We start from the raw sequence: 22,286 nt of genomic DNA, 5'->3' as shown, positions 1-22,286 counted from the left end.
GGGGCAGGCAATCCCGTTGTGAGCACTTTCCGGGCCTACTGGGCCCGGAAAGTACTCACGTGCGGCCGGGGCGGGGCGAGCTCGTCGGCGATCTCATGGATCGGGCCCGGGCTGCCCGAGCAGGTGCTGGCCCAGCACCCCCAGGCGACGGTGGCCGTGACGGCCGCCAGCGCGATCCGCCAGGCGCCGTCACGCAGGCGTGCGCCGGCGTGGGACGCCCCGGCCACCACTCCTCGCCGGGGCACGCACCGGCATCGCGATCACCCGTCACGTCTACCCGTGCCGGGCGAAGATCAGACCGCGACCAGCTGCTCGGCACCGGTCTCGCGCTCGATCTGCTCACGCAGCGCCGCGAGCGTGCGCGACAGCAGCCGCGAGACGTGCATCTGCGAGATGCACAGCACCGCGGCGATCTCGGCCTGGGTCTTCTCGTGGACGAACCGCAGCGCGAGCATCGTGCGCTCGCGCTCGGGCAGGTCGCGGACCAGGTTGCCGACGAGCGCGCGGACCTCGACGCGGTCGAGCTCGGCGTCGAGGACGCCGAGGATGTCGACGAGCGCGGAGTCGTCGCCATCGCCGAGCGACTCGTCGAGCGACGCCGGCTGGTAGGAGCCGTGCGCGGCGACCGCCTCGGCCACCTCGTCACGGCTCATCCCCAGGTGCTCGGCGAGCTCGCCGGCTGTCGGGGCCCGCCCGAGCTTCTGCGACAGCGTCGCGGTCGCCGACCCGACAGCGACGTAGCGGTCCTTGACGCTGCGCGGCGTGCGGACCGACCAGGCCGAGTCGCGGAAGTGGCGCCGCACCTCGCCCATGATCGTCGGGACGGCGTAGGACAGGAAGTCGCGCTCGCGGCTCGGGTCGAACCGGTCGAGCGCGTGGAGCAGGCCCAGGGACGCGACCTGCTCGAGATCGTCGGTGGGCTCGCCGCGCCGGGCGAACCGGCGGGCGATGTTGCGTGCCACGGGCAGGAAGCCGTGGACGAGCTTCTCGCGCACCGTCTCGCGGCGCGGGTCGTCCTCGGACAGATCCGCGAACTCCTGGAGGAGCGGCACGTACTCGTCGTAATCGCTGCTGCGGCCGGCCATCGGTCACCCCCGAAAACGGGGCCCCGGGCACTAGACCGTCTCGGCGGACCAGGCAGGGGGCTCGTGATGTGTGAGCTGACCCGGCTGGTGTCTGAACCGGACGTCGTTCCTTCTCCGCCTGTGCCCCGTACGCCGGGATGTCACACCTCAGCGGTGGCGCAGTCCGTCCACGAGGTCGAGCAGCGCGGCGTCCACCACCTCGTGGTGGGTCTGGTTGACCGCGTGCCCGGCGTCCTCGACCAGCACGAGCCGCGCCCGCGGCCCGAGCGCGTCGGCGATGCGCTGCCCGTGGGTGGCCGGGGTGAGGCGGTCGCCGGTGGCCGCGACCACCGTCGTCGGCACCCGCGTCAGCACCGGCAGCGACTCGGACTCGTCGCACGCGAGCAGCGCCGAGGAGAACGCCGAGGTCACCGACAGCGGCAAGCTCTCGGTGACCGCCTGCAGACGGCGCACCTCCTCGTCGCTGGCGTCCGGCGTGAACGCCATGCGGCGCACCAGCCACCGCCCGACCGTCGAGTCGCGCCACGGCAGGCTGTCGGCGAACGGCGCGGCCCGCCGCGCGCCCTCGAGCACCACGGGCAGCACGCCGGCCCGCCGCGCGGCGGTGTGCAGGGCGCCCACGAGTCCCTCGGAGACGAGGTCGCCGGCCGAGGTGGCGACGAGGAACACGCCCGCGACACGGGTGCCGAACCACTCCGGGTGCTGGCGGGCCAGCGACAGGACGGTCATCCCGCCCATCGAGTGCCCGCCGAGCACGACACGCCCGCACGGGGACACGGCGTCGACGACGGTCGCGAGGTCCCGCCCCAGCTGGTCGATCGTGGCGTTGGCGGGGTCACCCCATCCGGAGCGCCCGTGGCCGCGCTGGTCCCAGCTCACGACCCGTGCGCGATGCGCGAGCGCCGCGATCTGGGGCGCCCACTCCTGCGAGTCCACGGTGAACCCGTGGCTGAGCACCACGACCGGGCCCTGGTGACCCCGGATCTCGACGTGCAGCGGCACGCCGTCGGTGGTGCGCACGCCGTGCACGGGACGCGGGCGCGCAGCGGCGCTCGACGCCGCGGAGGGCGACGCCGGGGGGTGAGGAGCGGGCGCGGGCTTCCGGCCTGACCGGGGGCCAGGCGCCGCGCCGACCCGCTCGGAGGGCAGGACGGCCATGGCTCCAGGATCGGCGAGGACGTCGCGGACTCCACCGCGAGCGGGAGTGATGTCGACCAAGGGCCGCCGGGGCCCGACGGGCGGTGTGACCCACCTGGCAGGTCACCCTCATGGACCAACCGGTCGGCCGCTCAGCGAGCCGACGAGTCTCCGTGCCGTGGCTCCACCGCCAGCGTGACGGCCGTCGGGTGCGCGGCGTCGTGGAGCACCTCGCGGGGCTGGCGCACGAGCGTCGTCGCCTCGCCGAGCGGTTCGCCGGTGCCGGGGTGGCGGGCGAACCGCGGGTGCGCACCGCCGCTGACCTGCAGGCGCAGCCGGTGCCCGGCGGCGAAGCGGTGCCCCGTGGGCCAGAGCTCGACGGTCGCCGTGCGGGTGCCGTCGGGCGCCGCGGCCGGCGCGCCGGGGGCCAGGCGGACGAGGCCGTCGGTGACGTTGACCGACCGGCCCCGGGGATCGACGTCACACACCCGGACGAACACGTCGAGGTGCTCGGTCGCCGCGCGCAGGTGCACGGTCGCCGACGCGGGCCCGAGGGCGACGACGTCCTCGGCGAGCACGTCCGAGGTGAACACCGCGACGTCGGGCCGGGCCTCGAGGTCGGCCTGGTCGCGGGGCCCCGACTTCCCGGTGAGGATCGGGCCGCCGACCGCGGGCGTGGGGTCGGCGGGGTCGTAGTCGACCTGGGTGCCGGGCCAGCGGACGGCGCCGACGGTGCGGTCGGGCGGCGGCTGCACCGACAGCGAGTGGTCGGCGCGCAGGTACCAGGTTCGGTCCGCGGCGTCGGGCGGCGGCCAGTCGGTGAGGTGCCGGGTGCCGCCGTCGCCGGACAGTGTGACCGTGACGGGCGCCTCCTCGGTGGTCGCCGCGGCCACGCCGCCGCTGCCGTGGGTGCCGTCGAAGGCGCGCTCGAACGCGGCGAGCGCCTCGCGCAGGCCCGCCGCCATGCCCGGCGCGGACGCGTGCACCCAGGGGCCGACGACCAGGCGCGGCCGGGCCCCGGCGGCGCGCAGCGCGGCGTGGTCGGCGAGCTGCCAGGGCAGGAAGATGTCCTGCCAGCCGCCGAGCATCGTCACCGCGACGTCGGCGCGGGCGACGTCGGCGACGCCGCGCGTGTAGTCGCGGCGCGCCCAGTAGGCCGAGCCGGGGGCGGTCTCGCGCAGCCAGTCCTGGTACCAGTCGACGTGGCCGCCGGTCGCATGGTGGTCGCCGCTGCGCAGGGGCAGGACGTCGAGGGCGTCGGTGAGGATCCGCCGACCGCGCAGCAGCCGCCCCACCCGATCGGCGGGCCCGGCGGCGAGCGTGCGCATCGTCGACGTCCACGACAGGGCGTTGTCCAGGGAGAACGCCCCGCCGGCGTAGGTCTGGTCGCGGAACGAGGACGCGGTCACCATCGTGCCCATCGCGCGCAGCGATCGGCCCGCGGCCGGGGCGAGCGCCCACTGGGTCAGGCCCAGGTAGCTGGGTCCGAGGGTGCCGAGACGGCTGTCGCACCAGGGCTGGTCGAGCACCCAGGCGACGGTGGCGGCGCCGTCCTCGGCCTCGTCGAACGGCGAGAGCTCGCCCTGCGAGTCGGCGGTGCCGCGCACCGACTGCACGACGACCTGCAGGCCGCGCTCCGCGACGAGGCGCCCGAACACGACGCCCACCCAGCCCGCGCGCCCGTAGGGGGTGCGCACGATGACGACCGGGCCGCGGTGCACGCCGGCGGGCCGGTAGAGGTCGTGGCGCAGCACGACGCCGTCGGGCATCGGGACCGCGACGTCGCGGTCGACCGCCACCCGGGGCGTGCGCGGCGCGGGCAGGCGCAGCGCCCGCCGCAGGATCCCGGTCGCGAGGCTCACGCCCGCAGTCTCGCCGATCAGGCCGCGGTCCCGTCCCGGGGCGACCAGTCGCCCCGGTCTCTCACGCGGTGTCGTGGCGACCGCGCCGGCGGTGGCGAGGGTGGTGCTGGAGCGCACCTGGCCCGTTCGGTGCAGCGCTGCGTGAAGACGGCATGATGCCGGGGGTGCGCGCCCACCCGGTCATCGACGTCCTCGCGGCCCGGCGCGCCGAGGGCACGCGCCCGAGCACCCGCACCGACCCCTACCGCGTCGCCCTCGCGGTCGAGGGCGGCGGCAGCCGGGCCACCTACTCCAGCGGCATGGTGCTCGCGCTCGAGGAGCTCGGGCTCGCCGAGTGCTTCGACGCCATCTACGGCTCCTCGGCGGGCGCGCTCGCGGGCAGCTGGCTGGCCGGTGCACAGGCCGCACACTGCTGCGCCGGCTGGTACCGCCCCGGGCTCATGGAGCGCGTCACCAGGCCCGGGCGCGGGCTGCGCGGCCAGCCGGTGGTCGACGTCGAGTACCTCATCAACACCGTCGGCGAGAAGGTCGTGCCGTTCGACTGGCAGGCCGTGCTCGACGCCGACATCCCCCTGCACCCCATCGCCACGGACGTCGAGACCGGCGAGGCGGTCGACCTCCACGACACCCTCGTCGACAAGGCGAGCCTGCAGCTCGCGCTGCGCGCCAGCGCGGCGGTGCCGGTGCTCGCCGGGCTGCCCATCGAGATCGACGGGCGCCGCTACGTCGACGCCGCCGTCGCCGAGCCGATCCCGTTCCGGACCGCCCTCGTCCAGGGCGCCACGCACGTGCTCGTGCTGCGCACGCGGCGTGCCGACCAGACCGCCATCGACGTGACGCGCCTGGAGCGCGCGCTGGTCTCGCGGCTGGGGGCGGTCAACGTGCCGGGGCTCGTGCACGTCATCGGCACCCGGCTCGAGAACCGCCGCGCCGACGACGCCCGCCTGGCCCACGCCACCGCGTCGCCGGGCGAGGAGCCGTACCTGTTCGAGGTCCGCCCGCCGACGGGAGCGGACACGATCAACCCGCTCGAGACCGACCCGGACGTGCTGCGCCGCGGCATCGAGACCGGGCAGGACGCCCTGCGCACGGCGCTCGACGATCAGGACGCGGTGCGCTCGAGCGCCTGACCGGGAGTGGTTCAGTCCTCGGCAGTCGTCACGCTCCGCAGCGGCAGGCCCGCGACGATCCGCGCCGCGTCGCCGCCGAGCACGCGCAGCGCCGACGGCGACGACCCGCCCTCCAGCGCCACGACGGCGTCGGGGACGAGCGCGTGCCGGACCACGACGGCGCCGTCGGCACCGACGCCCACACCGACCTCGAGCCGGGACTCGGACGCGGCGTGGCGCCCGGCGGCGTCGGCCACCGGGGCCGTGGAGCCGAGCAGCGCGGTCGGGATGCCCTGCTCCTCCGCGCCGGCGCAGACCTCGCGCACCACGGCGTCCGGGGCGTAGTCGTGGACCGCGACGAGCACGGCGGGCGGCAGCGCGGGGTCGGCCGGATCACGGTTCGAGGGGGCGCGGTCGAGGCGCCCGTGACAGCCGGGGCCGCCGGAGGCGTTCACCCCGGAGAGCCGGCTGGTCACGAGGCCGCCACCCGAGCCGGAGCCGGCCCGGCCGCGGTGCCCGCGTGAGCGTCCACCAGCCCGGCCGCGACGGCGTTGCGCGGGCCCTCGGTGCCGTGCACGTTGCCGATGCCGCACACGACCCCGTAGGGCGCGAGCGCGTCGGCGACCATGCCGGGGATCTCGAAGTCCAGCGCCGACCCGCCCAGCAGCACCACCGAGCCGAGCAGGCGCAGCGAACCCTGCGGCGCCACCTGGGCCAGCGCCCGCAGCGCGTTGACCACGAACACCCGCCGCTTGGCCTCGCGCCGGACCCGGCGGACCTCCTCCAGCGCGCCGCGCACGGGCACCGCGGCGAGCCCCTCGGGGGTGACGGTGACGACCTTCGCGAACACGTGCGGCGGCAGCGGCTCGGTGAAGAACTGCACCGTGCCGTCCTCGTGGCGCACGTGGAAGAAGCTCTCGACCTTCGCCAGCGGGTGGCGCTTGACCGACTCGGCGGCCTCGCGGTCCGCCAGGCCCAGCTCGGAGTCGATCAGCTTGGTGACCAGCTCGCCCGCACCCGCGACGTGCACCGCGGACACCGCGCCGTCGCGGTCGAGCAGCGCCGCGTCGGTGGAGCCGCCGCCCATGTCGATGATCGCGATCGGCACCGCGCTGCCCGGTGTCGTGAGGGCGCCGCGCACGGCGACCTCGCCCTCGACGCCACCGATGATCGTCTCGCATCCGACCTCGGTGGACAGCGCGTCGGCCACCGCCTGCATGCGGCTGCGGCTGGTGCGCACCATCGCCGCCAGCGCGACGGCGTTCTCCTTCGACACCTCGCCCGCGAGCCCGCCGCGCACGGTGGCCGGGACGAGGGTGTCGACCGCGAGCACGTCGCGGATGCGGATCTCCGAGGCCGGCTGCCCGGTCACGTCGGTCATCGTGTCCCGGACGGTCGCGAGCATCCCGCCGACGTGCGTGCCGGCCTCGCCGTGCACGTCGTTCAGCGGCGCGACCCGCCCGATCGCCTCCATGATCGCGTCGGCGCCCTGGTCGACCCCGACGTCGAGCGTGCGCCCGGACCCGGACAGCGTCAGAGTGCCCACCGGGATCCGCCGGTCGGTGACGTCGCCGGCGGGCGTGCGCACGACGACCGCGGACCGGTTGCCCGAGAGTGCCCGGGCCACCGGGGAGACCTGGCGGGTCTGCTCGGCGTCCAGGTCGAACGTCGACGCCAGCCCGTAGGAGTCCGAGAGCGTGCGGATGGTGCGCCCGGGCGGGGCCACCTCCACCGCCGCGAGCATGCCCAGCGGCACCCGGTCGACGGCCGACACCTCGTCGACCACCGGGATGCGCCGGGAGAGCCGGTTGACGACGAGCACGGCGTCGTCGCCGTGCATCACCGCCGCGACGACGTCGACGCCGCGCTGGAGGGCCCGGTCGAGCACGTGCGCGACGTCGTCGAAGTCCGCGCCGGCGCCGACCACCACGACGACCGGTGTCCCCGCCTCGACCTCGCCGGTCTCGGCGAGGGTCACGGTCATCCCGACGCCGAGGCCCTCGCCGCCCGGGGTGTCGGGGTTGTGCCCGATCATCGTGGACTCGGTGATGATCGTTTCGGTGATCGTCTCCATCGCGAGGCCGCTGATCACGGGCGTCGCCTCGTTGAGGAGCACGGTCGCGAGGGCGTCAGAGGGCCGCCCGGCGGCCTCGAGGGCACGCCGGACGGCCGTGACGGCCCCGGCGGTGTTCGCCGGGGTGCCCTTCACGCCCGTCGTCGAGGTGAGCGAGGACGCCAGGCGCACCACTCTCGATGGTCCGGCTCCGCGGCGCTCCGTGTCCGGTCCGGAGCCCTCGACCTCCGCGATGCACGCCTCGGTGGTGGAGTTGCCGATGTCGACACCGATGACGAGGGACACGCCGGGCCTTCCTCCTGCTCAGTAACGGCTGGTGACGAGCAGCGAGGGTCACCCTCGCTGCGTCCCACGCAACGGAGGTGACCCTCGCTCCCCAACCCAGGCCCTAGTCGACCTTGGTGATGACCGGCTCGACCTCGACCGCGGCGCGGTCCTTGTCGATGCAGTCGAACTCCTTGAGGTGCAGCAGCGCCGCCTTGGCCTGCCAGCGCGGGCGGGCCATCTGGTCGTTGCGCGTCGGCACCGGCTTGGGCGACTGCCCCTGGGCGTACTGCGCGGCGTTCGCCCCGATCATGCGGAACACCTCGGCGTCGAGCAACGGCGCCTGCGGGAAGAGCTCCAGGTTCGAGAGCCGGGCCAGGTCGCGCTGGTGGAGTACCGAGGTGCCCCGTGACAGCACGCCCACCGCGATCCCGGAGCCGGAGAGCTTGGCCCCGAAGTGCGCGATCGCCGCCAGGTCCGCGGTCCTGTAGACCTTGATGACGCGCGCCGAGCCGCCGCGCTCCTCGATGCCGGCGAGCAGCTGCCGGATCACCTCGGCGTGCGGCACGTCCACGATCGTCTTGGTGAACGGGTCGCCGAACGCCGGCGAGAGCGCGATGACGACCTCGTCGGGACGGGTGCCGCGCTCGGCGGGCCCGACCTCCTGGAGGGACAGGGTGCGGACCGATTCGACCGCAGCCGGATGCGATGTGGCGGTCATACGACCTCCTCCTCGGGGTTCTCGGCGGAGGTCACGTGGCGGAGCTTCTTGAGCTCTTCCCACCGCTCGCCGGTCAGGCGGTAACCGGTGCCGGGACCGGCGTAGTCGTTGGCGTCGTTGATCGCCGCCCGAGGGACGAAGTCGCCGTCGAGCACGGCGGCGGTCTGCAGCAGGTCGCCGGAGACGCGCTGGCGCAGGACCTTGAGGTAGTTCTCGGCGACGTCGCCGAAGCCGGCGTGCTCGAGGACCTTGACCAGGTCGATGCCCGTGATGCCGCGCTCCATGACGCTGCGGGCGCCCTCGAGGTCGGCGAGCACGTCGCGGTCGGGGTAGTCGTCGCTGGAGTTGGCGTAGGTCGCCGCCTCCACCTCCTCGTCGGTGATCGCCGGGAGGTCGAGCTCCGCGAAGAGGGCCTGCATGGCGCGGGCGGCCTTGTTGCGGACCTGCAGGATCACGTCCTCGCGCACGTGACGCAGGCCGCCGTCGACCTGCATGTCGCGCTGGATGACGTTCCAGTCGTCGTAGTCGTCGGTGTCGAGGTTCGACCCGGCGAACATGTTGTCCTTGTTCGGCACGGCCGAGTAGCCGGAGCAGACGAAGTCGGTGCCCGGCAGCATCTGTGGCAGCAGACGGCTGGTGCGGCGCATCGCGGAGTGCGAGAACGACTGGTCGTTGCCCGAGGCGCACTCGAGGTCCATCCAGCTGGCGACGAGGTTCTCCGCCGCCACCGCGCGGATGCCGCCGGGGACGGCCCCGGGGACGCCGATGCAGCTGATCGAGCCGTTCTGCAGGCCCTGCACCCCGGCGCCCTTGGCCATGAGGATGCAGCGGATCTCCAGGTACAGCATGGAGCGGCCCTCGGCGTTGCCCATCTGCACCTCGGAGCCGGTGCCCGAGGTGAAGCGCATCTTGATGCCGCGGGAGGCGTAGGCCGAGGCGAGGAAGGCCTTCGACCAGGGGGTGTCGTCGCCGTCGACGAACACCGACTCGGTGCCGTAGATCGAGATCGTCTCGGCGTAGGCGGTGATGCCGCGCATGCCGAGGTCGAGCTCGGTGGCCTCCTCCAGCGCGCACTGGGTGAGCGTGCCGCCGCGGCCCACCTGGCCGCCGACCTGCAGACCGATCGCCACCAGCGGCGCGTAGCGCACGACGCCGAGGGTGGTCTCGAGCTCGGCGAAGCCGCGCACGGCGCCCTCGGCGGCGTCGGCCGCGACCTGGATCGGGTTGTCCTTCGCGCTCGTCGAGTGGGCCTGGTTGGCCGGCGTGCGCCGCGAGCGGGTCTTCTGGATGCCCATCATGATCTCGACGACGTTCATCAGCTTGACGACGTCGAGGATCTTCGCCGGCGTGAGGCCGCGGCCCAGGGCGACGACCTCGGCGCGCGAGGTGCGCGGGTCGACCAGCGCCCGCGCGATCTCGATCGACGGGGTCGCGAGCGCAGCCTCACAGGTGTCGACGTCGATCGCGTGGTCGGCGATGAACGTGTCCATGAAGTCGAACTCGTCGCGGGTGCGGCCGTCGAGCTCGACGATCACGCCGTTCTCGACGCGCACGCTCGGCCGCGGGTCGAAGTCGGACTCCATCGCGACGAGGCCCTTCTCGGGCCACTCCTCGACGAAACCGTCCAGGTTCACCGGACGGGCCTCGAGGACCTCGGTGCGCCGGGACGCCTTGACCGTCGCGCCGGTGTCTCCGGCGCGGGGGGCTACCGCCGTCATGTCAGTCCTCCTGAGGGGCGAGCGGAGCGACGGGGGATTCTTCACGGGCGAGCGGAGCGACGGGGGATTCTTCACGGGCGAGCGGAGCGACGGGGGATTCTTCGTCGGCGAGCAGGTTGCGGGCCGCGTAGACCTGCGCGGCCTCGCGGACGAGGGCGGCGCACGTGGTCGCGGAGAAGGTGTTCTCCAGCCGGGAGGCGAGCTCCTCGAGCTGAGCCGCGGTCGAGGCGTTCGGGCGCAGCGCGTTGTACATCGACAGCACCTCGGCGTCGGGGATGGCGGTCATCTCCGAGGCGCGGGTGAAGTTCTCGGCGAGCTGGCGCCGGCCGGCCGCGGCGGCCAGCTGGCCCTGCAGCGCGAGGGTGTCCGGGCTGATGCGCAGGTCGTCGGCCGTGATGTCCCCGGCGACGACCGCCGACATCGTCAGGTCGTCGAGGGTCTTGCCGGTGGGCGTGCGCAGCAGGTCCGGCCGGGTGACCGAGAGCGGGTAGTCGGCGGCGGTGAGCTCGGTGCTCGTCACGGGGTCTTCTCCTTGGCCGAGGTGTCGGCGGACGGCACGACGACGTCGGCCGCGGTGGCGGGGTGGCGGGGGTCGGCGTTGGCGCCGGCCTCCGCGGACTCGGGCGTCGGGGCGGGCGCCGGCGAGTCGAGCTCGGCGGGCACCTCGAGGCGCTCGATGATCAGGACGTAGAGGCCGCCACCGATGAGGGCGCCGATGATCGGCGCGACGATGGGCAGCCACCAGTAGGGCGTGCCGTCGGCCGTGGCCCACGCGCCGTCGTAGCCGGTGAGCCACTGGGCCAGGCGCGGGCCGAAGTCGCGGGCGGGGTTGATCGCGTAGCCGGCGTTCGTGCCCCAGGCGAAACCGATGCCCAGCAGCAGGAAGCCGACCATGAGCGGCAGGAGCTGACCCGCCGCGCCCTGCAGGGTCGCGATCAGCGCGAACAGCACGAACACGAGCAGGGCGGTGCCGACGACCTGGTCGAAGAACGCCGTGCCGACGCCGTGGCTCGGCAGCGTCGAGAAGATCGTCTGCGAGTCGGCGGTCAGGCCCGGGTCGACCGCGACGATGCCCGAGTCGTAGACCCCGCGCGTGACCAGCGCGGCGAGGAACGCCCCGAGGGTCTGCGCGACGATGTAGGGCGGGACGCTGCGCCACGGCAGGTTGCGGTAGACGGCCATGGCGATCGTGACCGCCGGGTTGAGGTGGCCCGCGCCGAGGCGGCCGGCCACGTAGATACCCATGATCAGGCCGGCGACCCAGCCCCACGTCAGGGTCGCCCAGTCGCCGGCGTCGCCGCCGGACACGACCATCTGCGCCACCGAGGCGGTGCCGAAGATGATCAGGATGAAGGTGCCGGCGAACTCGCCGACGAGCTCTCGGGCCAGCGGTGAGACGGACTGCCCTGCGGGACGGGACACGACGGGGCTCCTGGCGGGATCGGCGGCGATGCCGGGACGAGGGGTGTCAGGCCTTGATGGCGGCGGCCGCGGCCTCGGCGACCTGCACGTCCTGCGCAGCGGAGCCGGCGCTGACGCCGACGGCGCCCACCAGCTCGCCGTCGCGGTACACGGGGACGCCCCCACCGAAGACGACCAGGCCGCCGGCGGTCTGCTCGAGGCCGTAGAGCTCGGCGCCCGGCTGGACCAGCTCCATGAGGGCCGCCGTCGGGGCCTCCATGAGGATCGAGGTGTGGGCCTTGCGCTGGGCGATGTCGATACTCGCCCGGATGGCACCGTCCTGGCGGGCGAAGACCACCAGGTGGCCGCCGGCGTCGAGGATCGCGACGTTCATCGGCTGGCCGATCTCGTCGGCCTCGGCGAGCCCGGCGTCGAGCATCCGGCGAGCGTCGGCGAGGGTCAGTCCGGGCATGCGGGAACCTCCGACCGGTTCGGGGAAAGCCTGGTCGCCCCGCACCCGGCCGATCCCCGGTGAGGACCGGTCGGGCGGGGCGGTCGGGCATCACAGCCCGGCGACGCAGGACGCTAGGTACCCCGAACGGGCGTGGCCACGGGGACTGTCCCCACCCTCGGTCATAGGGGATCTCCCCTACACCCACGAGCCGCCCCGCGAATGGCGCAGCGTCGTGTCAGCGACGTGGCGTCGCTGACACCCAGTGTCCGTAGCGCCACGCGCTCGCCGGGCCATGTGCTGGCGTTCGGGCTAGCGCCCCAACACCGAGACGCGGGTCGCGTCCAGGTGCACGCGCAGCCGGACGCGCGCCTGGTCCGCGTCGCCCACGCCGAGCGCGTCGACGATCGCCTCGTGCTGGGTGAGGATCGCCCGCGGGCGCGTCGGCCCCTTCTCGAGCGAGCCGAGGTTCATGCGCAGCTGTCGGTCGCGCAGCGAGGCGTAGAGCTCGAGAAGGATCGGGTTGTGCGCGCTCTCGACGAGCGTGATGTGGAAGCGGCGGTCGGCCTCGGCGAACGCCTGCTCGTCCTCGGCGGCGAGGGCGGCACGCTGGATGTCGAGCACCGCGTGCAGGGCGCCGCTCACGATCGCGCGGTCCTCCTCGGGCGCCGCGCACAGCTTCGTGAGGGCGTGCCCCTCGACCAGCTCCCGGGCCTCGAGGACGGCCTCCACCTCACTGGGGGACACCGCGACGACAAGTGCGCCGCGCTTGGGGAACAGTCGGAGCAGCCCCTCGGCCTCCAGCCGGAGGAACGCCTCGCGCACCGGCGTCCGGCTCATCGCGAGGGTGTCCGCGACCTGCCCCTCGGTGATCAGATCGCCACCCGGCAGCGAGCCGTCCAGGATGCGGGCCTTCGTGTCGCGGTACGCGCGTTCCTTCGCGGACAGGCCGCTGATCCCCGTCACCGCACCGCCCTTGCCGTCGAGTCCGCGCGACCCTACTCTCACCACATCGATGCATCTTGTATGCATCATGTGTTCGACGTCGAGGAGGGCGACACGTGACCGCAGTGGCCGCGCGGAACCCGCTCCCGGTAATGCCGGGTGCTGCCGCGCCACCGCGGTCCGTCCTGTCCCGCTCGGTGGAGACCGATCCCCTGCTGCGCCGCCTCGCCGACCACCTCGGCACCCTCACCGGCGGCACCGGGTGGGTGGTGCGCGTCGACCAGGCCGCCGGGTCCTGGGTGGTGGCCGCCGGTGACGGCACGGTGAACGACGACGTCGTCGCCCGGCTGCTCGCGTCCGGCGACCCGGTGCTCGACGGGTCGGTCCTCGCGGTGCCCGTGCGCCGCGGCCCTCGGATCGTCGGCGCGTGCGTCGCCACCGCGGGACGCGACGGCGGCTTCTCGGACGCCGACGTGCACCTCGCCGAGCTCTTCGCCGACTACGCCGCCCTGACCCTCGCCGACAGCGGCGTCCTCGCCGGCCGCACCCTCGAGCAGGCCGTGCGCCAGGAGCTCGACTGGGTCGAGGCCCACGCGCCCACGCGCGCGGACCTCGTCACCGTCGGCGCCGGGAGCATCCCCGGCGAGATCGCCGACGAGGTCTTCCGGATGACCCAGGAGGCACTGCTCAACGCCGCGGTCCACGCCGGCGCCGCGTGCGTACGGGTCGGCGTGGTGCACGGCCCCGGGACGCTGACGGTGCTCGTCGAGGACGACGGGCGCGGGTTCGACACCGCCGCGAACGCCCAGCGCCCGGGCGCCACGGCCGGCGCGCGCCTCGGGCTGCGCGCCATGGCCGCTCGCGCGCGGCGTCTCGACGGCGAACTCGAGATCGACAGCGCGCCCGGTCGGGGCACCCGACTGCGCATCACGCTGCCCTGCTCGTCCGCTCCCCCGCCCGTCCCCGGCCGCACGCGCACCGGCGTGCTCGTCGCCGCGGTCCGCCCGGTGGTGCGCGCGGGCGTCGTGCGCCTGCTGCAGCTCGGGGCGCCCGGGCTGGGGATGGTCTCGGAGGTCGACGGCGCCGACGACCTCGTCGGCACCTGCCGCCTGCTGGGTCCCGACGTGCTCGTCGTCGAGCACGAGCTGCTCGGCGACGACCTGCTCGTCATGCTCGACCGCCTCGCCGCCCTGCCCGATCCGCCCGCTGTCGTGCTCCTCGCGGGCGACTGCCCCGACGCGCGGCTGCGCACCGCGGTCGGCGCGGGCGTGAAGGGCTGCGTCGACCCCGACGGCGACGACACCCGGCTCGTCGCCGTCGTCAGCGCCGCCGGTCGCGGCGAGACCCTGCTCGCCGACGACCAGCTCGAGCACCTCGCCGCCCCGGCCCGCACCGCGGGGGCGTCGGCGATCACCCCGCGCGAGCGCGAGGTCCGCACGCTCGTCGCCCAGGGCTTCACCGACCGCCAGATCGCCCGTGCCCTCGAGATCTCGGCCAAGACCGTCGAGAAGCACGTCGGCTCGCTCCTGCGCAAGACCGGCACACGCAACCGGACGATGCTCGCGCAGCTGTAGCGCACCGATGCCGCAGCGAACGTGGCGTTCGCTGCTTCTCGGCGCGCGAAGTCCCCGGTCGTTAGCGGCTGGCGATCTGCGCCCGGGCGATGCCCGCGAGCGCCGCGATCCCCGACACCGGCCGAAACGACTCGGCGGCCGCGGTGAGGGCGGTGTACTCGTCCTCGGCGAGGGTGATCTCGGCGGCGGCGCAGTTGCTCTCGAGCTGGGCGACGCTGGACGCACCGGGGATGGCGACGACCACCGGGTGGTGGATCGTCCAGGCCAGCGCGATCTGCGAGGGCGTCGCGTCGTGCGCGTCGGCCACGGCGCGCAGGGTCTCGATCAGCGGGGTGATCCGGCGCAGGCTCTCCGGCAGGAACACCGGACGCAACGAACGGACCACGTTCTCCGGGCGGTGGTCGGCGTCGTACTTCCCGGAGAGCAGGCCCTGGGCGAGCGGGCTGTAGGCCAGGATCCCGCGGCCGGCCGTGCGGGCGTAGGGCAGCAGGTCGGCGTCGGGCTGGCGGGCGACGAGGCTGTACTCGACCTGGTTGGAGATCACCTGGGTGCCGAGCGCGGTCTCGGCGCCCTGCCAGCGGTCGAGGGAGTAGTTGCTGACGCCGACCTCGTCGACGACGCCGGCGGCCTGCAGCGTCCGCATCCCGGCCATGGTCGTGCCGTCGCCGATCACCGGGTTCGGCTGGTGCACCTGATACAGGTCGATCTTGCGACGCAGCCGCGCCGCGCTGGACGTCCCGCGCTGCACGACGACCTGGTCGACCGGCAGCACCGGGAAGATCTTGGTGGCGACGACGGTCGTCTGCGGGTCGGCGTCGGCGCGGTCGAGGGCCTCGCCGAGGATGCGCTCGCTGCGCCCGAAGCCGTAGGCCTCGGCGGTGTCGAACACCGTGACGCCCAGCTCGAGGGCGCGGGCGACGATCCGGGACGCCTCGCTGTCGGGACCCTGCGCGTAGTCGGCGCCGTAGCCCCACTCGCGGGACCCGAACTGCCAGGTGCCCAGCCCGATGGCGGACCACTTCTTGGCCGTGGGGAGGTCGAGGTAGCGCATGTCCTCGTTTCTACCCGCCGGCGAGGACCCGCTCGCGCACCCCGTCGACGGGGAGATCGAGCAGACACGCGGGTTCGGACGCGAGCGGGCACCGCGCGTCCCACCAGCAGACCTGCTCGGTGATCGCGGTGGGCTCTCGGTACGGGCACTCGGGCAGGCCCTGCAGGTTGGTGCCCTCCTCCAGGCCGTAGCGCGACGCGACGGTCGGGCCGAACAGCGCGACGGTGCGCGCGCCCACCGCGGCGGCCAGGCGCACCGGGCCGGTGTCGGGTCCGACGACGACGCCGCCGGCCTCGCCGACCGCCGCGAACCGGGCGGCGAGGCCGCGCAGATCGGTGGGCGGGAGCTCGACGGCGCCGTCGACCGGACCGATCGAGAGCACCGGGCCGGGGAGGCTCGCGGCGAGCGCCGCCCACCGGCGAGAGGGCCAGCGCTTGACCGCCATGCCGGCCTCGGGGACGAGGAGCGTCGGCGTGTCGCGCGAGCGAGCATGTGGCGATCCTGGCGTCACATGCCAGCGATGCCGCATCGCTCGAACCAGTGCGTCGCGGCCCCACCCGCGCTCGTCGTCCGAGAGCACCACGCGGGGCGGCCGGACGCGGTCGGCGATGACGCCCTCGGCGGCGAGGATGCGCTGGTAGCGCTCGCCCACCCGTTCGTCGGCAGGCGGGCGCCGCCACAGGTCCGCGACGGCGCGGGCGCCCCGGGCCCGGGCGTCGGCCTCCACGACGTCACCGATGCCGTCGAAGCGTGTCGTGGCGACCGTGAGGTCGGGCGTGAGGTCGGCGAGGGCCTGCTCGGCGGCGGCGCGCTCGTCGTGCTTCGCGGCCGTGCGCACGGCGGTGACCGCGGCGTCGCGGGCGAGCAGCGGCGCGCCGGGGGCGTGGGTGAGCACGGTGAGCTCGGCACCCGGGTGCGCGTCGGCGAGGGCGTGGACGCCGGGCAGCACCATGATCAGGTCCCCGAGCCCGCCGAGCAGGTCGATCACGAGGATGCGCACCGGAGCACCTCGTCGTAGGTCGCCACGTGCGACGCCGCGAGCGCGTCCCAGTCGTGGCCCCGGACCAGCGCGTGCCCGCCGGCCGCGACCCGCCCGCGCAGGTCGTCGTCGTCGAGCAGCCGCCGCAGCGCGACCTCGAGCACCTCGACGTCCCGCACCTCCGGGGCGACGACGACCGTCTCCCCGTCGACGAGATCCGGGTCCGCGGGGGCGTCGGAGCGGCGGGTGATCAGGGTCGGCAGCCCGTGGTCGAGCGCCGCGAGCAGGGCGCCGCTCTTCGGCGTCGCGCCGGCCGTGAAGGGGAACGCGGCGACGTCGGCGGCCTGCAGGGCGGCGGAGACCTCGCCGGCCGGGCGGTGCCCGGTGATCGTCACACGCTCGCCCGCCCCGGCCGCGACGACGTGTTCGGTCAGCTCCTCGCGGAACGCCCCCGCCTCGTCGGAGGGCAGCGCGAGCGACGTGAACCCGCCGAGCACCAGCAGGTGCAGCGCCGGGTGCTCGGCGGCCAGGCGCGCGAGGGCGTCGACGAGGTAGCGCAGCCCCTTCACCGGGTGCACGAAGCCGAAGAACACGACCAGCTCCGCGTCGGCGGGCACGCCGAGCCGGCGACGGGTGGTCGCGCGGTCGGGTGCGGCGGGGTCGACCTCGATGTTCGGCGGCAGCGGAGTGCGCCGGGCCTCGACGCCGCAGCGGTCCCGCAGCAACGCGGCGTGATCGGCGTTCGTGGTCAGCACCGCGGCACTGCGCGGGACGAGCCGCCCGGTCTCGCGGTCGGCGAGGCCGCCGTGTTCCAGGAACGACCACACCGCGTCCGGCATCCGCGGGGCCCACGACCACCACCCGTACTCGTGCACCGTGGTCACCAGCGGCATCCCGGCGAGGTCGCCGAGCAGCCCCGGTGCCCCGGAGAAGCCGAACGCCGACGGGGCGAACTGCACGTGGGCGACGTCGGCCCGGCTCGCCCGCAGGTAGCGCGCCGCGCGCAGCAGCCCGAGCGGGCCCGGATCGACGGGGACGTCGACGACGTCGACGCCCTGGCGGTCGAGCGCGTCGGCGAGGTGCACCGTGTAGTCGGCGACCCCGTCGTGGGCGGGGTCGGCGCGCCCGTGCACGAGCGCGACGCGGAGGCGTGTCACCGGGCACCGTTACCCGATCCGCTCCTCCGCGGAACAGTCCTCCGCCGGCACGTAGATCGAGCAGGCGTCGAACACCGCCTCGCGCACGGGGTCCTCGACGCAGTCGCGCGCCGGGCGCATCTCCGTGTCCCCGGCCTGCACGCGGGCGAAGGCGTCGGCGACGTCGCGCAGGTAGTGACCCTCGGCGACCCCGCGGCCGAAGTGCGCCATCAGGACGAGGCGGACCGGCAGCTCGGCCAGGCGCGCGGTGGAGGCCGCGAACGCCGCGAGGTCGGACTCCGGCGCCTGCGCGTAGATCGGGCCGGTGTTGATCGTGTCGCCGGCGACCAGCAGCCCGTCGCGCTCGTCGAGGAAGCAGACCGAGTCCGGGGTGTGGCCCGGGGTGTGCAGGACGCGCAGGGTGCGCCCGCCGAGGTCGACGACGTCGCCGTCGTGCAGCAGCGCCGGCTCCGGCGCCGGAGCGGGCGCCCAGGTCTCGTCGACGTCCGGCGGCAGCGGGCGCGGGTCGGAGTCGGCGGAGAGCAGGTGGAAGAACTCGTGGTCCAGCGCCCGGTACTGCTCGGCGGCGGCGAGCATCCGCCGGGTGTGGCGCAGGTAGCGCGCGCGTTCGGCGGGGTCGGCGCCCGCGCGGAGCTCCGCGACGCCGGCGGGGTGGATCGCGACGCGGTCGAACTCGGCGTCGCCGCCGACGTGGTCGAAGTGCGCGTGGGTGTGGAGGACGTCGACCGGCAGGTCGGTGAGCGCTTCCACGACCGGGCGGATCGGGGCGATACCGAGCCCCGTGTCGACGAGCACCGCACGGTCGCGCCCGGCGACCAGCCACGCGTTGACGTGGCTCGGCTCGGCGACCAGCCAGAGGTCCCGGGCGACGGGCCGCGCACGGAACCAGGAGGACCAGGACACGGGCGTGAGCCTGCCAGCGGCTGCGGGTACTCGCCGCCGTGCCGGAACCCGACCTGCGCCACCCCGCCGCCCACCGTCCCGGGCGCGGCGACCCCGACTGGTCCGCGATGCGTCGGATCCTCGTCGTGCGCCCCGACAACGTCGGCGACGTCCTCATGACCGGGCCGGTGTTCCGGGCCCTGCGCGCCGCAGCGCCCGCCGCCGCCCTCGACCTGCTCGCCTCCCCCGCCGGGGCGGCCGCCGCCGCGCTGCTCCCCGAGGTCGACGGCGTCGTCCCCGCGTCGGTGTCGTGGCAGCAGCTCGACCTGGTCCCGGGCGATGACCCCGACGCGCCCCTGGTCGCCGAGCTCGCCGGGCGCGGCTACGACGCCGCGGTCGTGCTGACCTCGTTCTCGCAGTCCCCGTGGCCCGCCGCCGAGGTGGCGCGCCGGGCCGGGATGCCGGTGCGCGCCGGTCTGTCGAAGGAGTTCGGCGGCGGGCTGCTCACGCACTGGGTGCCGTCGCCGCCGGACCAGGAGCACCAGGTCGACCGCATGCTGGGGCTGCTCGCGGCGCTCGGGGTGCCGTCGCGGGGACGGTCGCTGCAGGTCCGGATCCCCGACGACGCCGCGACGCCGGCGCAGGCGCGCTACGTCGTGGTGGCGCCGGGGGCGAGCTGCCCGTCGCGGCGCTGGCCCGCGGAGCGGTTCGCCGCGGTGGTCCGGGAGCTCGCCGCGGACGGGCTGACGGTGGTGGTCAGCGGCACCGAGCGCGAGGCGGACCTCGTCGACGCCGTCGCCGGTGACGTGGGCGTGCCGCTCGCGGGCGGGCTCGGACTCGGCGACCTCGCTGCGCTGTTCGCGGGCGCCGAGGTCGTCGTCGCCAACAACTCCGGCGGCGTGCACCTCGCCGACGCGGTCGGCGCGCCCGTCGTCGAGCTGTTCGCCGGCACCGAGACCGTCGACCAGTACCGACCGCGCTCCACCCGCGCCGAGGTGCTCACGCGACCGGTGTCGTGCGCGCCGTGCCGCCAGCTCGTGTGCCCGTTCGGCCAGGAGTGCCTGGCGATCGGGCCCGAGGAGGTCGTCGCGGCGGCGCGGCGGTTGCGGGCGGCGCCGGTCGAGGTGGCGAGGTCGGTGGTCGAGCACACCGGGGACGGGCGCGACATCGTGGTCGACGGGCGGCGCCGGGGTTTGGCCGGGCGGGGTGAACGGGTGACCGTGGCCCATGACGACACCGCCGATCCAGGGTGACGAGAACCCGAACGACCCGAACCCTGCGAACTCCAGCCAGACGCTGGCCGCGTTCAGCGGCCAGGTGCAGCGGCGCCTCGGGCTCGACACGCCGTCCGAGGCCGAGGTCCTCGTGCGCAGCACGCTCAACGAGTTCGGCAAGGTCGTCAGCAGCGGCCTCGCGCAGGAGCTGACGATCAGCCTGCCGCCGGAGTTGTCGGCGGAGCTGCGCGCCCAGCGACCGAAGGACGACGCGGCCCGTTCGGTGAGCAAGGACGCCTTCGTCGACGCGGTCAGCGGAGCGGTCACGTCCGTGGACGAGGAGAAGGTCGAGCGTCAGGTCGAGGAGGTCCTGCGCCTGCTGCGCCAGTGGCTCCCCGAGGACCAGGTCGACCGTACCCTCGAGCAGCTCCCGGGCGACCTCGTGGCCCTCATGCGCTGAGTCCCATGTGAGTGGTTTCCGGCGCTATAGCGCCGGAAACCACTCACGTTGACGGTGCCGGGGGAGCGCGGTGGTCCGGTCGCCGACGCCCCTGAGACACGAGGTGCCCGCTCAGCCGCCGCTCGGGCTGGTCACGCCGACGCGGGGCTCGGCGCCGCCCCCGCCGGTCCCGCCTCCTCCGCCGCCGGTGCCGTCACCGTCGCCACCCCCGCCGACCTCGCCACCCCCGCCGGCACCGTCGTCGCCGCCTCCGCCGCTGGTCGGCGGGTCGGCCGGCGGGGCGGGCGCGGGTTCGGGGGCCGGTTCCGGCGCGACCACCGGTGGCCGGGGCACCGTGCGTGACGTGCGCCGGGTGGTCGTCTCCTCGGCCGTGGTGGTCCGACGCGCGGTCCGGCTGGTGGTCCGCGTCGTCGTCTCCGTCGTCTCCGACACCTCCGAGGTGGTCGTCACCGGCGGCGGGCCGAGCGCCGGCACGACCGGGGGCGGCGCCACGGTCAGCGCCGCCGGGGGTCCGGCGAGGGACGACAGCATCGGTGCCGTCCCGGTGGCGACGCCGGCGCCCAGGACGCCGGCCACCACGGTCGACACGCCGAGCGCCGACCGCGCGGCCAGCACGGGCCACCGCCGCCGGGCGGGCGGCGGCGTGCGCATCGCCGCCGTCGGGCCCGCGACCGTGATGGCCTCGTCCGTGTTGGTCACGTCGGGGTAACGACGCCACCCGTCCGGGGGTCACGCCGAGGCACTCACCGTCAGCGCACTACGGCAACGGGGACCAGTGGACCACCTTCGTGGTGGTCATCTCGTCGAGGAGCTCCGGGCCGTAGCCGAACCCGGTTCCCGACGTCCCGCGCGGCTGGGCCGCCCCGCCCGGCGCGCCGCCGAACACCGAATTGATCTTCACGCTCCCGACGGGGAGCTCGCGCCACGCCTGCTGCGCGTTGCCCATGTTCCCGGTGAGCACGGTGGCGGCGAGACCGTGCGGGTCGTCGACCGCCTCGGCGAGTCCCTGCGCGAAGTCCTCGACCACGCGGACCGCGGCCACCGGGCCGAACGTCTCCTCGCGCAGGATCGGCATCGCCGGGGTCAGCCCGGACAGCACGGTGGCCGAGTAGAACGCACCGTCGCCCTCGGGGACGAACCCGCCCGCGTGCACGGTGGCGCCGTCGGCGATCGCGGCGGCGACGTGGCTGTGCACGTGCTCGCGGTGGCGGCGGTCGACCAGCGGGCCGAGCGCCTTCTCCCCCGCCGCCGACGGCCGGTACACCCAACGCGCGGCCTCCTCGGCCAGCGCGTCGAGGAACGGCTCCGCGACCGCGGCCGCGCAGTAGATCCGCTCGACGGACACGCAGACCTGCCCGCCGTTGGCGTAGGACCCGAGCGCCGCCTGCTCCGCGGCCCACCGCGGGTCGACGTCGGCGTCGATCACGAGCGGGTCGTTGCCGCCGTTCTCGAGCAGCACGTGGGCGCCGGTGCCCGCCGCGGCCTGGCGGATGGCCTGCCCCGCCGAGATCGAGCCGACGTGGGCGATCAGGTCGACGTCGGTGTGGCCGGCCAGCGCCGCGCCGGTGGGCCCGGCCCCGTCGACGATCTCGAGGACGCCGTCGGGGAGGAAGGACGCGACGAGATCGGCGAAACGGCGCCCGAGGTGCGGGCAGCGCTCGCTGGGCTTGTGCACGACCGTGTTGCCGGTGACCAGGGCCGCGCCGAGGAGACCGGCGGCGACGGCGACCGGGTCGTTCCACGGCGTGATCACCGCGGCGATCCCGCGGGGCTCGGGGACCATGAGGTCGGTCGCCGACCACGAGCCCTGCAGCGAGCGGCCGCGGTGCACCGGCCCGAGCTCGGCGTACTGCTCGAGCGTCCCGGCGGCCGCGAGCACGCCGCCCAGCCCGTCGTCGTAGGGCCGGCCGGTCTCGGTCTCGTTGCGACGGGCGAGATCCTCGGCGACCGCACGCACGGCGCCCGCGGCGTCCCGGACCAGGCCGGCGCGCTCGGCGGCCGGGGTGCGCGCCCAGCCGTCGCGAGCGGCGCGCGCCCGGGCGACGGCGTCGTCGACCTCGGCGGGCCCGGCGGGGCGGACACGACCCACGAGCTCGCCCGTGGCCGGGTCGTGGACCTCGATGTCGGTGTCGGAGTCGACGGCGGTGGCTGTGCTCATGGGACCGGGTTCCACCTCGCGCTCCCGGGTACGCCTCGGGCGCG

Annotated in this window: 22 protein-coding genes; 4 read left to right on the top strand and 18 right to left on the bottom strand. The window is 75.0% G+C overall.

The genetic code is table 11. The annotated features are described in order from the left end of the window. Window positions 1-35 precede the first annotated feature (35 nt). From AC2A1K_RS14310 to AC2A1K_RS14295, 4 genes are all read right to left on the bottom strand, one after another. Window positions 36-227, bottom strand: coding sequence for a hypothetical protein (locus AC2A1K_RS14310; protein WP_483896969.1), 192 nt, complete (start codon window positions 225-227; stop codon window positions 36-38). 66 nt (window positions 228-293) lie between these two features. Beyond that, a complete protein-coding gene (locus AC2A1K_RS14305; RefSeq protein WP_483896968.1) occupies window positions 294-1,085 on the bottom strand; it encodes a SigB/SigF/SigG family RNA polymerase sigma factor in 792 nt (263 codons plus the stop codon). A gap of 147 nt (window positions 1,086-1,232) precedes the next feature. Further along, window positions 1,233-2,105 (bottom strand): alpha/beta fold hydrolase, encoded by an 873-nt coding sequence (locus AC2A1K_RS14300; protein WP_483896967.1) that lies wholly within the window; start codon window positions 2,103-2,105, stop codon window positions 1,233-1,235. A 269-nt stretch (window positions 2,106-2,374) separates the two neighbouring features. Beyond that, window positions 2,375-4,084: a CocE/NonD family hydrolase gene (locus AC2A1K_RS14295; RefSeq protein ID WP_483896966.1), complete on the bottom strand. Its 1,710-nt coding sequence runs from the start codon at window positions 4,082-4,084 to the stop codon at window positions 2,375-2,377. Between the two features lie 164 nt (window positions 4,085-4,248). Here AC2A1K_RS14295 and AC2A1K_RS14290 point away from each other — a divergent pair, with 164 nt between their 5' ends. Continuing rightward, window positions 4,249-5,214: a patatin-like phospholipase family protein gene (locus AC2A1K_RS14290; protein ID WP_483896965.1), complete on the top strand. Its 966-nt coding sequence runs from the start codon at window positions 4,249-4,251 to the stop codon at window positions 5,212-5,214. Between the two features lie 11 nt (window positions 5,215-5,225). Here AC2A1K_RS14290 and AC2A1K_RS14285 read toward each other — a convergent pair whose 3' ends face one another. The 8 genes from AC2A1K_RS14285 to AC2A1K_RS14250 form a co-directional block, all read right to left on the bottom strand. After that, the gene (locus tag AC2A1K_RS14285; RefSeq protein ID WP_483896964.1) at window positions 5,226-5,669 is read right to left on the bottom strand and encodes a glycerol dehydratase reactivase beta/small subunit family protein; all 444 of its coding nucleotides are present in this window, start codon (window positions 5,667-5,669) and stop codon (window positions 5,226-5,228) included. Beyond that, entirely contained in the window at window positions 5,666-7,552 is a 1,887-nt protein-coding gene (locus tag AC2A1K_RS14280) for a diol dehydratase reactivase subunit alpha (RefSeq protein ID WP_483896963.1), read from the bottom strand. The genes AC2A1K_RS14285 and AC2A1K_RS14280 overlap by 4 nt, the downstream gene beginning before the upstream one ends. Window positions 7,553-7,655: 103 nt before the next feature. Beyond that, window positions 7,656-8,252, bottom strand: coding sequence for a propanediol/glycerol family dehydratase medium subunit (locus AC2A1K_RS14275; protein ID WP_483896962.1), 597 nt, complete (start codon window positions 8,250-8,252; stop codon window positions 7,656-7,658). Further along, a complete protein-coding gene (locus AC2A1K_RS14270) occupies window positions 8,249-9,970 on the bottom strand; it encodes a propanediol/glycerol family dehydratase large subunit (protein ID WP_483896961.1) in 1,722 nt (573 codons plus the stop codon). The genes AC2A1K_RS14275 and AC2A1K_RS14270 overlap by 4 nt, the downstream gene beginning before the upstream one ends. A 1-nt stretch (window position 9,971) precedes the next feature. Next, entirely contained in the window at window positions 9,972-10,490 is a 519-nt protein-coding gene (locus AC2A1K_RS14265; protein ID WP_483896960.1) for a diol dehydratase small subunit, read from the bottom strand. After that, on the bottom strand, window positions 10,487-11,392 hold the full coding sequence (locus tag AC2A1K_RS14260) for an MIP/aquaporin family protein (protein WP_483896959.1): 906 nt from the start codon (window positions 11,390-11,392) through the stop codon (window positions 10,487-10,489). Before AC2A1K_RS14260 ends, AC2A1K_RS14265 begins: the two co-directional genes overlap by 4 nt. A gap of 46 nt (window positions 11,393-11,438) precedes the next feature. Then, complete coding sequence (locus tag AC2A1K_RS14255) at window positions 11,439-11,843, bottom strand: GlcG/HbpS family heme-binding protein (protein WP_483896958.1); 405 nt, start codon at window positions 11,841-11,843, stop codon at window positions 11,439-11,441. Between the two features lie 291 nt (window positions 11,844-12,134). After that, entirely contained in the window at window positions 12,135-12,788 is a 654-nt protein-coding gene (locus tag AC2A1K_RS14250; RefSeq protein ID WP_483896957.1) for a GntR family transcriptional regulator, read from the bottom strand. A 95-nt stretch (window positions 12,789-12,883) separates the two neighbouring features. Here AC2A1K_RS14250 and AC2A1K_RS14245 point away from each other — a divergent pair, with 95 nt between their 5' ends. After that, complete coding sequence (locus AC2A1K_RS14245) at window positions 12,884-14,341, top strand: LuxR C-terminal-related transcriptional regulator (RefSeq protein WP_483896956.1); 1,458 nt, start codon at window positions 12,884-12,886, stop codon at window positions 14,339-14,341. Window positions 14,342-14,402: 61 nt separating this feature from the next. Here AC2A1K_RS14245 and AC2A1K_RS14240 read toward each other — a convergent pair whose 3' ends face one another. The 4 genes from AC2A1K_RS14240 to AC2A1K_RS14225 are packed head-to-tail and all read right to left on the bottom strand — an operon-like array spanning window position 14,403 to window position 18,431. Then, the gene (locus AC2A1K_RS14240) at window positions 14,403-15,392 is read right to left on the bottom strand and encodes an aldo/keto reductase (RefSeq protein WP_483896955.1); all 990 of its coding nucleotides are present in this window, start codon (window positions 15,390-15,392) and stop codon (window positions 14,403-14,405) included. Window positions 15,393-15,402: 10 nt separating this feature from the next. After that, window positions 15,403-16,392 carry a glycosyltransferase family 9 protein gene (locus AC2A1K_RS14235; RefSeq protein ID WP_483896954.1) on the bottom strand — a complete coding sequence of 330 codons (990 nt, stop codon included), beginning with the start codon at window positions 16,390-16,392 and terminating at the stop codon, window positions 15,403-15,405. Further along, window positions 16,377-17,528, bottom strand: a complete 1,152-nt coding sequence (locus AC2A1K_RS14230) for a glycosyltransferase family 4 protein (RefSeq protein ID WP_483896953.1) — start codon at window positions 17,526-17,528, stop codon at window positions 16,377-16,379. The genes AC2A1K_RS14235 and AC2A1K_RS14230 overlap by 16 nt, the downstream gene beginning before the upstream one ends. Window positions 17,529-17,537: 9 nt before the next feature. Then, entirely contained in the window at window positions 17,538-18,431 is an 894-nt protein-coding gene (locus tag AC2A1K_RS14225) for an MBL fold metallo-hydrolase (protein ID WP_483896952.1), read from the bottom strand. A 38-nt stretch (window positions 18,432-18,469) separates the two neighbouring features. Here AC2A1K_RS14225 and AC2A1K_RS14220 point away from each other — a divergent pair, with 38 nt between their 5' ends. Beyond that, entirely contained in the window at window positions 18,470-19,663 is a 1,194-nt protein-coding gene (locus AC2A1K_RS14220) for a glycosyltransferase family 9 protein (RefSeq protein ID WP_483896951.1), read from the top strand. Continuing rightward, on the top strand, window positions 19,638-20,084 hold the full coding sequence (locus AC2A1K_RS14215) for a DUF2267 domain-containing protein (RefSeq protein ID WP_483896950.1): 447 nt from the start codon (window positions 19,638-19,640) through the stop codon (window positions 20,082-20,084). The genes AC2A1K_RS14220 and AC2A1K_RS14215 overlap by 26 nt, the downstream gene beginning before the upstream one ends. Window positions 20,085-20,195: 111 nt before the next feature. On the opposite strand, the gene AC2A1K_RS14210 is transcribed toward AC2A1K_RS14215, so the two are convergent. Both AC2A1K_RS14210 and AC2A1K_RS14205 read right to left on the bottom strand, forming a co-directional pair. Continuing rightward, window positions 20,196-20,783, bottom strand: a complete 588-nt coding sequence (locus AC2A1K_RS14210; RefSeq protein WP_483896949.1) for a hypothetical protein — start codon at window positions 20,781-20,783, stop codon at window positions 20,196-20,198. A gap of 58 nt (window positions 20,784-20,841) precedes the next feature. Continuing rightward, complete coding sequence (locus AC2A1K_RS14205; RefSeq protein WP_483896948.1) at window positions 20,842-22,242, bottom strand: aldehyde dehydrogenase family protein; 1,401 nt, start codon at window positions 22,240-22,242, stop codon at window positions 20,842-20,844. Window positions 22,243-22,286 lie beyond the last annotated feature (44 nt).

The sequence above is a fragment of the Actinomycetospora sp. 2LY8.5 genome (genome assembly GCF_057180585.1).
This window is presented reverse-complemented; position numbering and strand designations above follow the sequence as displayed.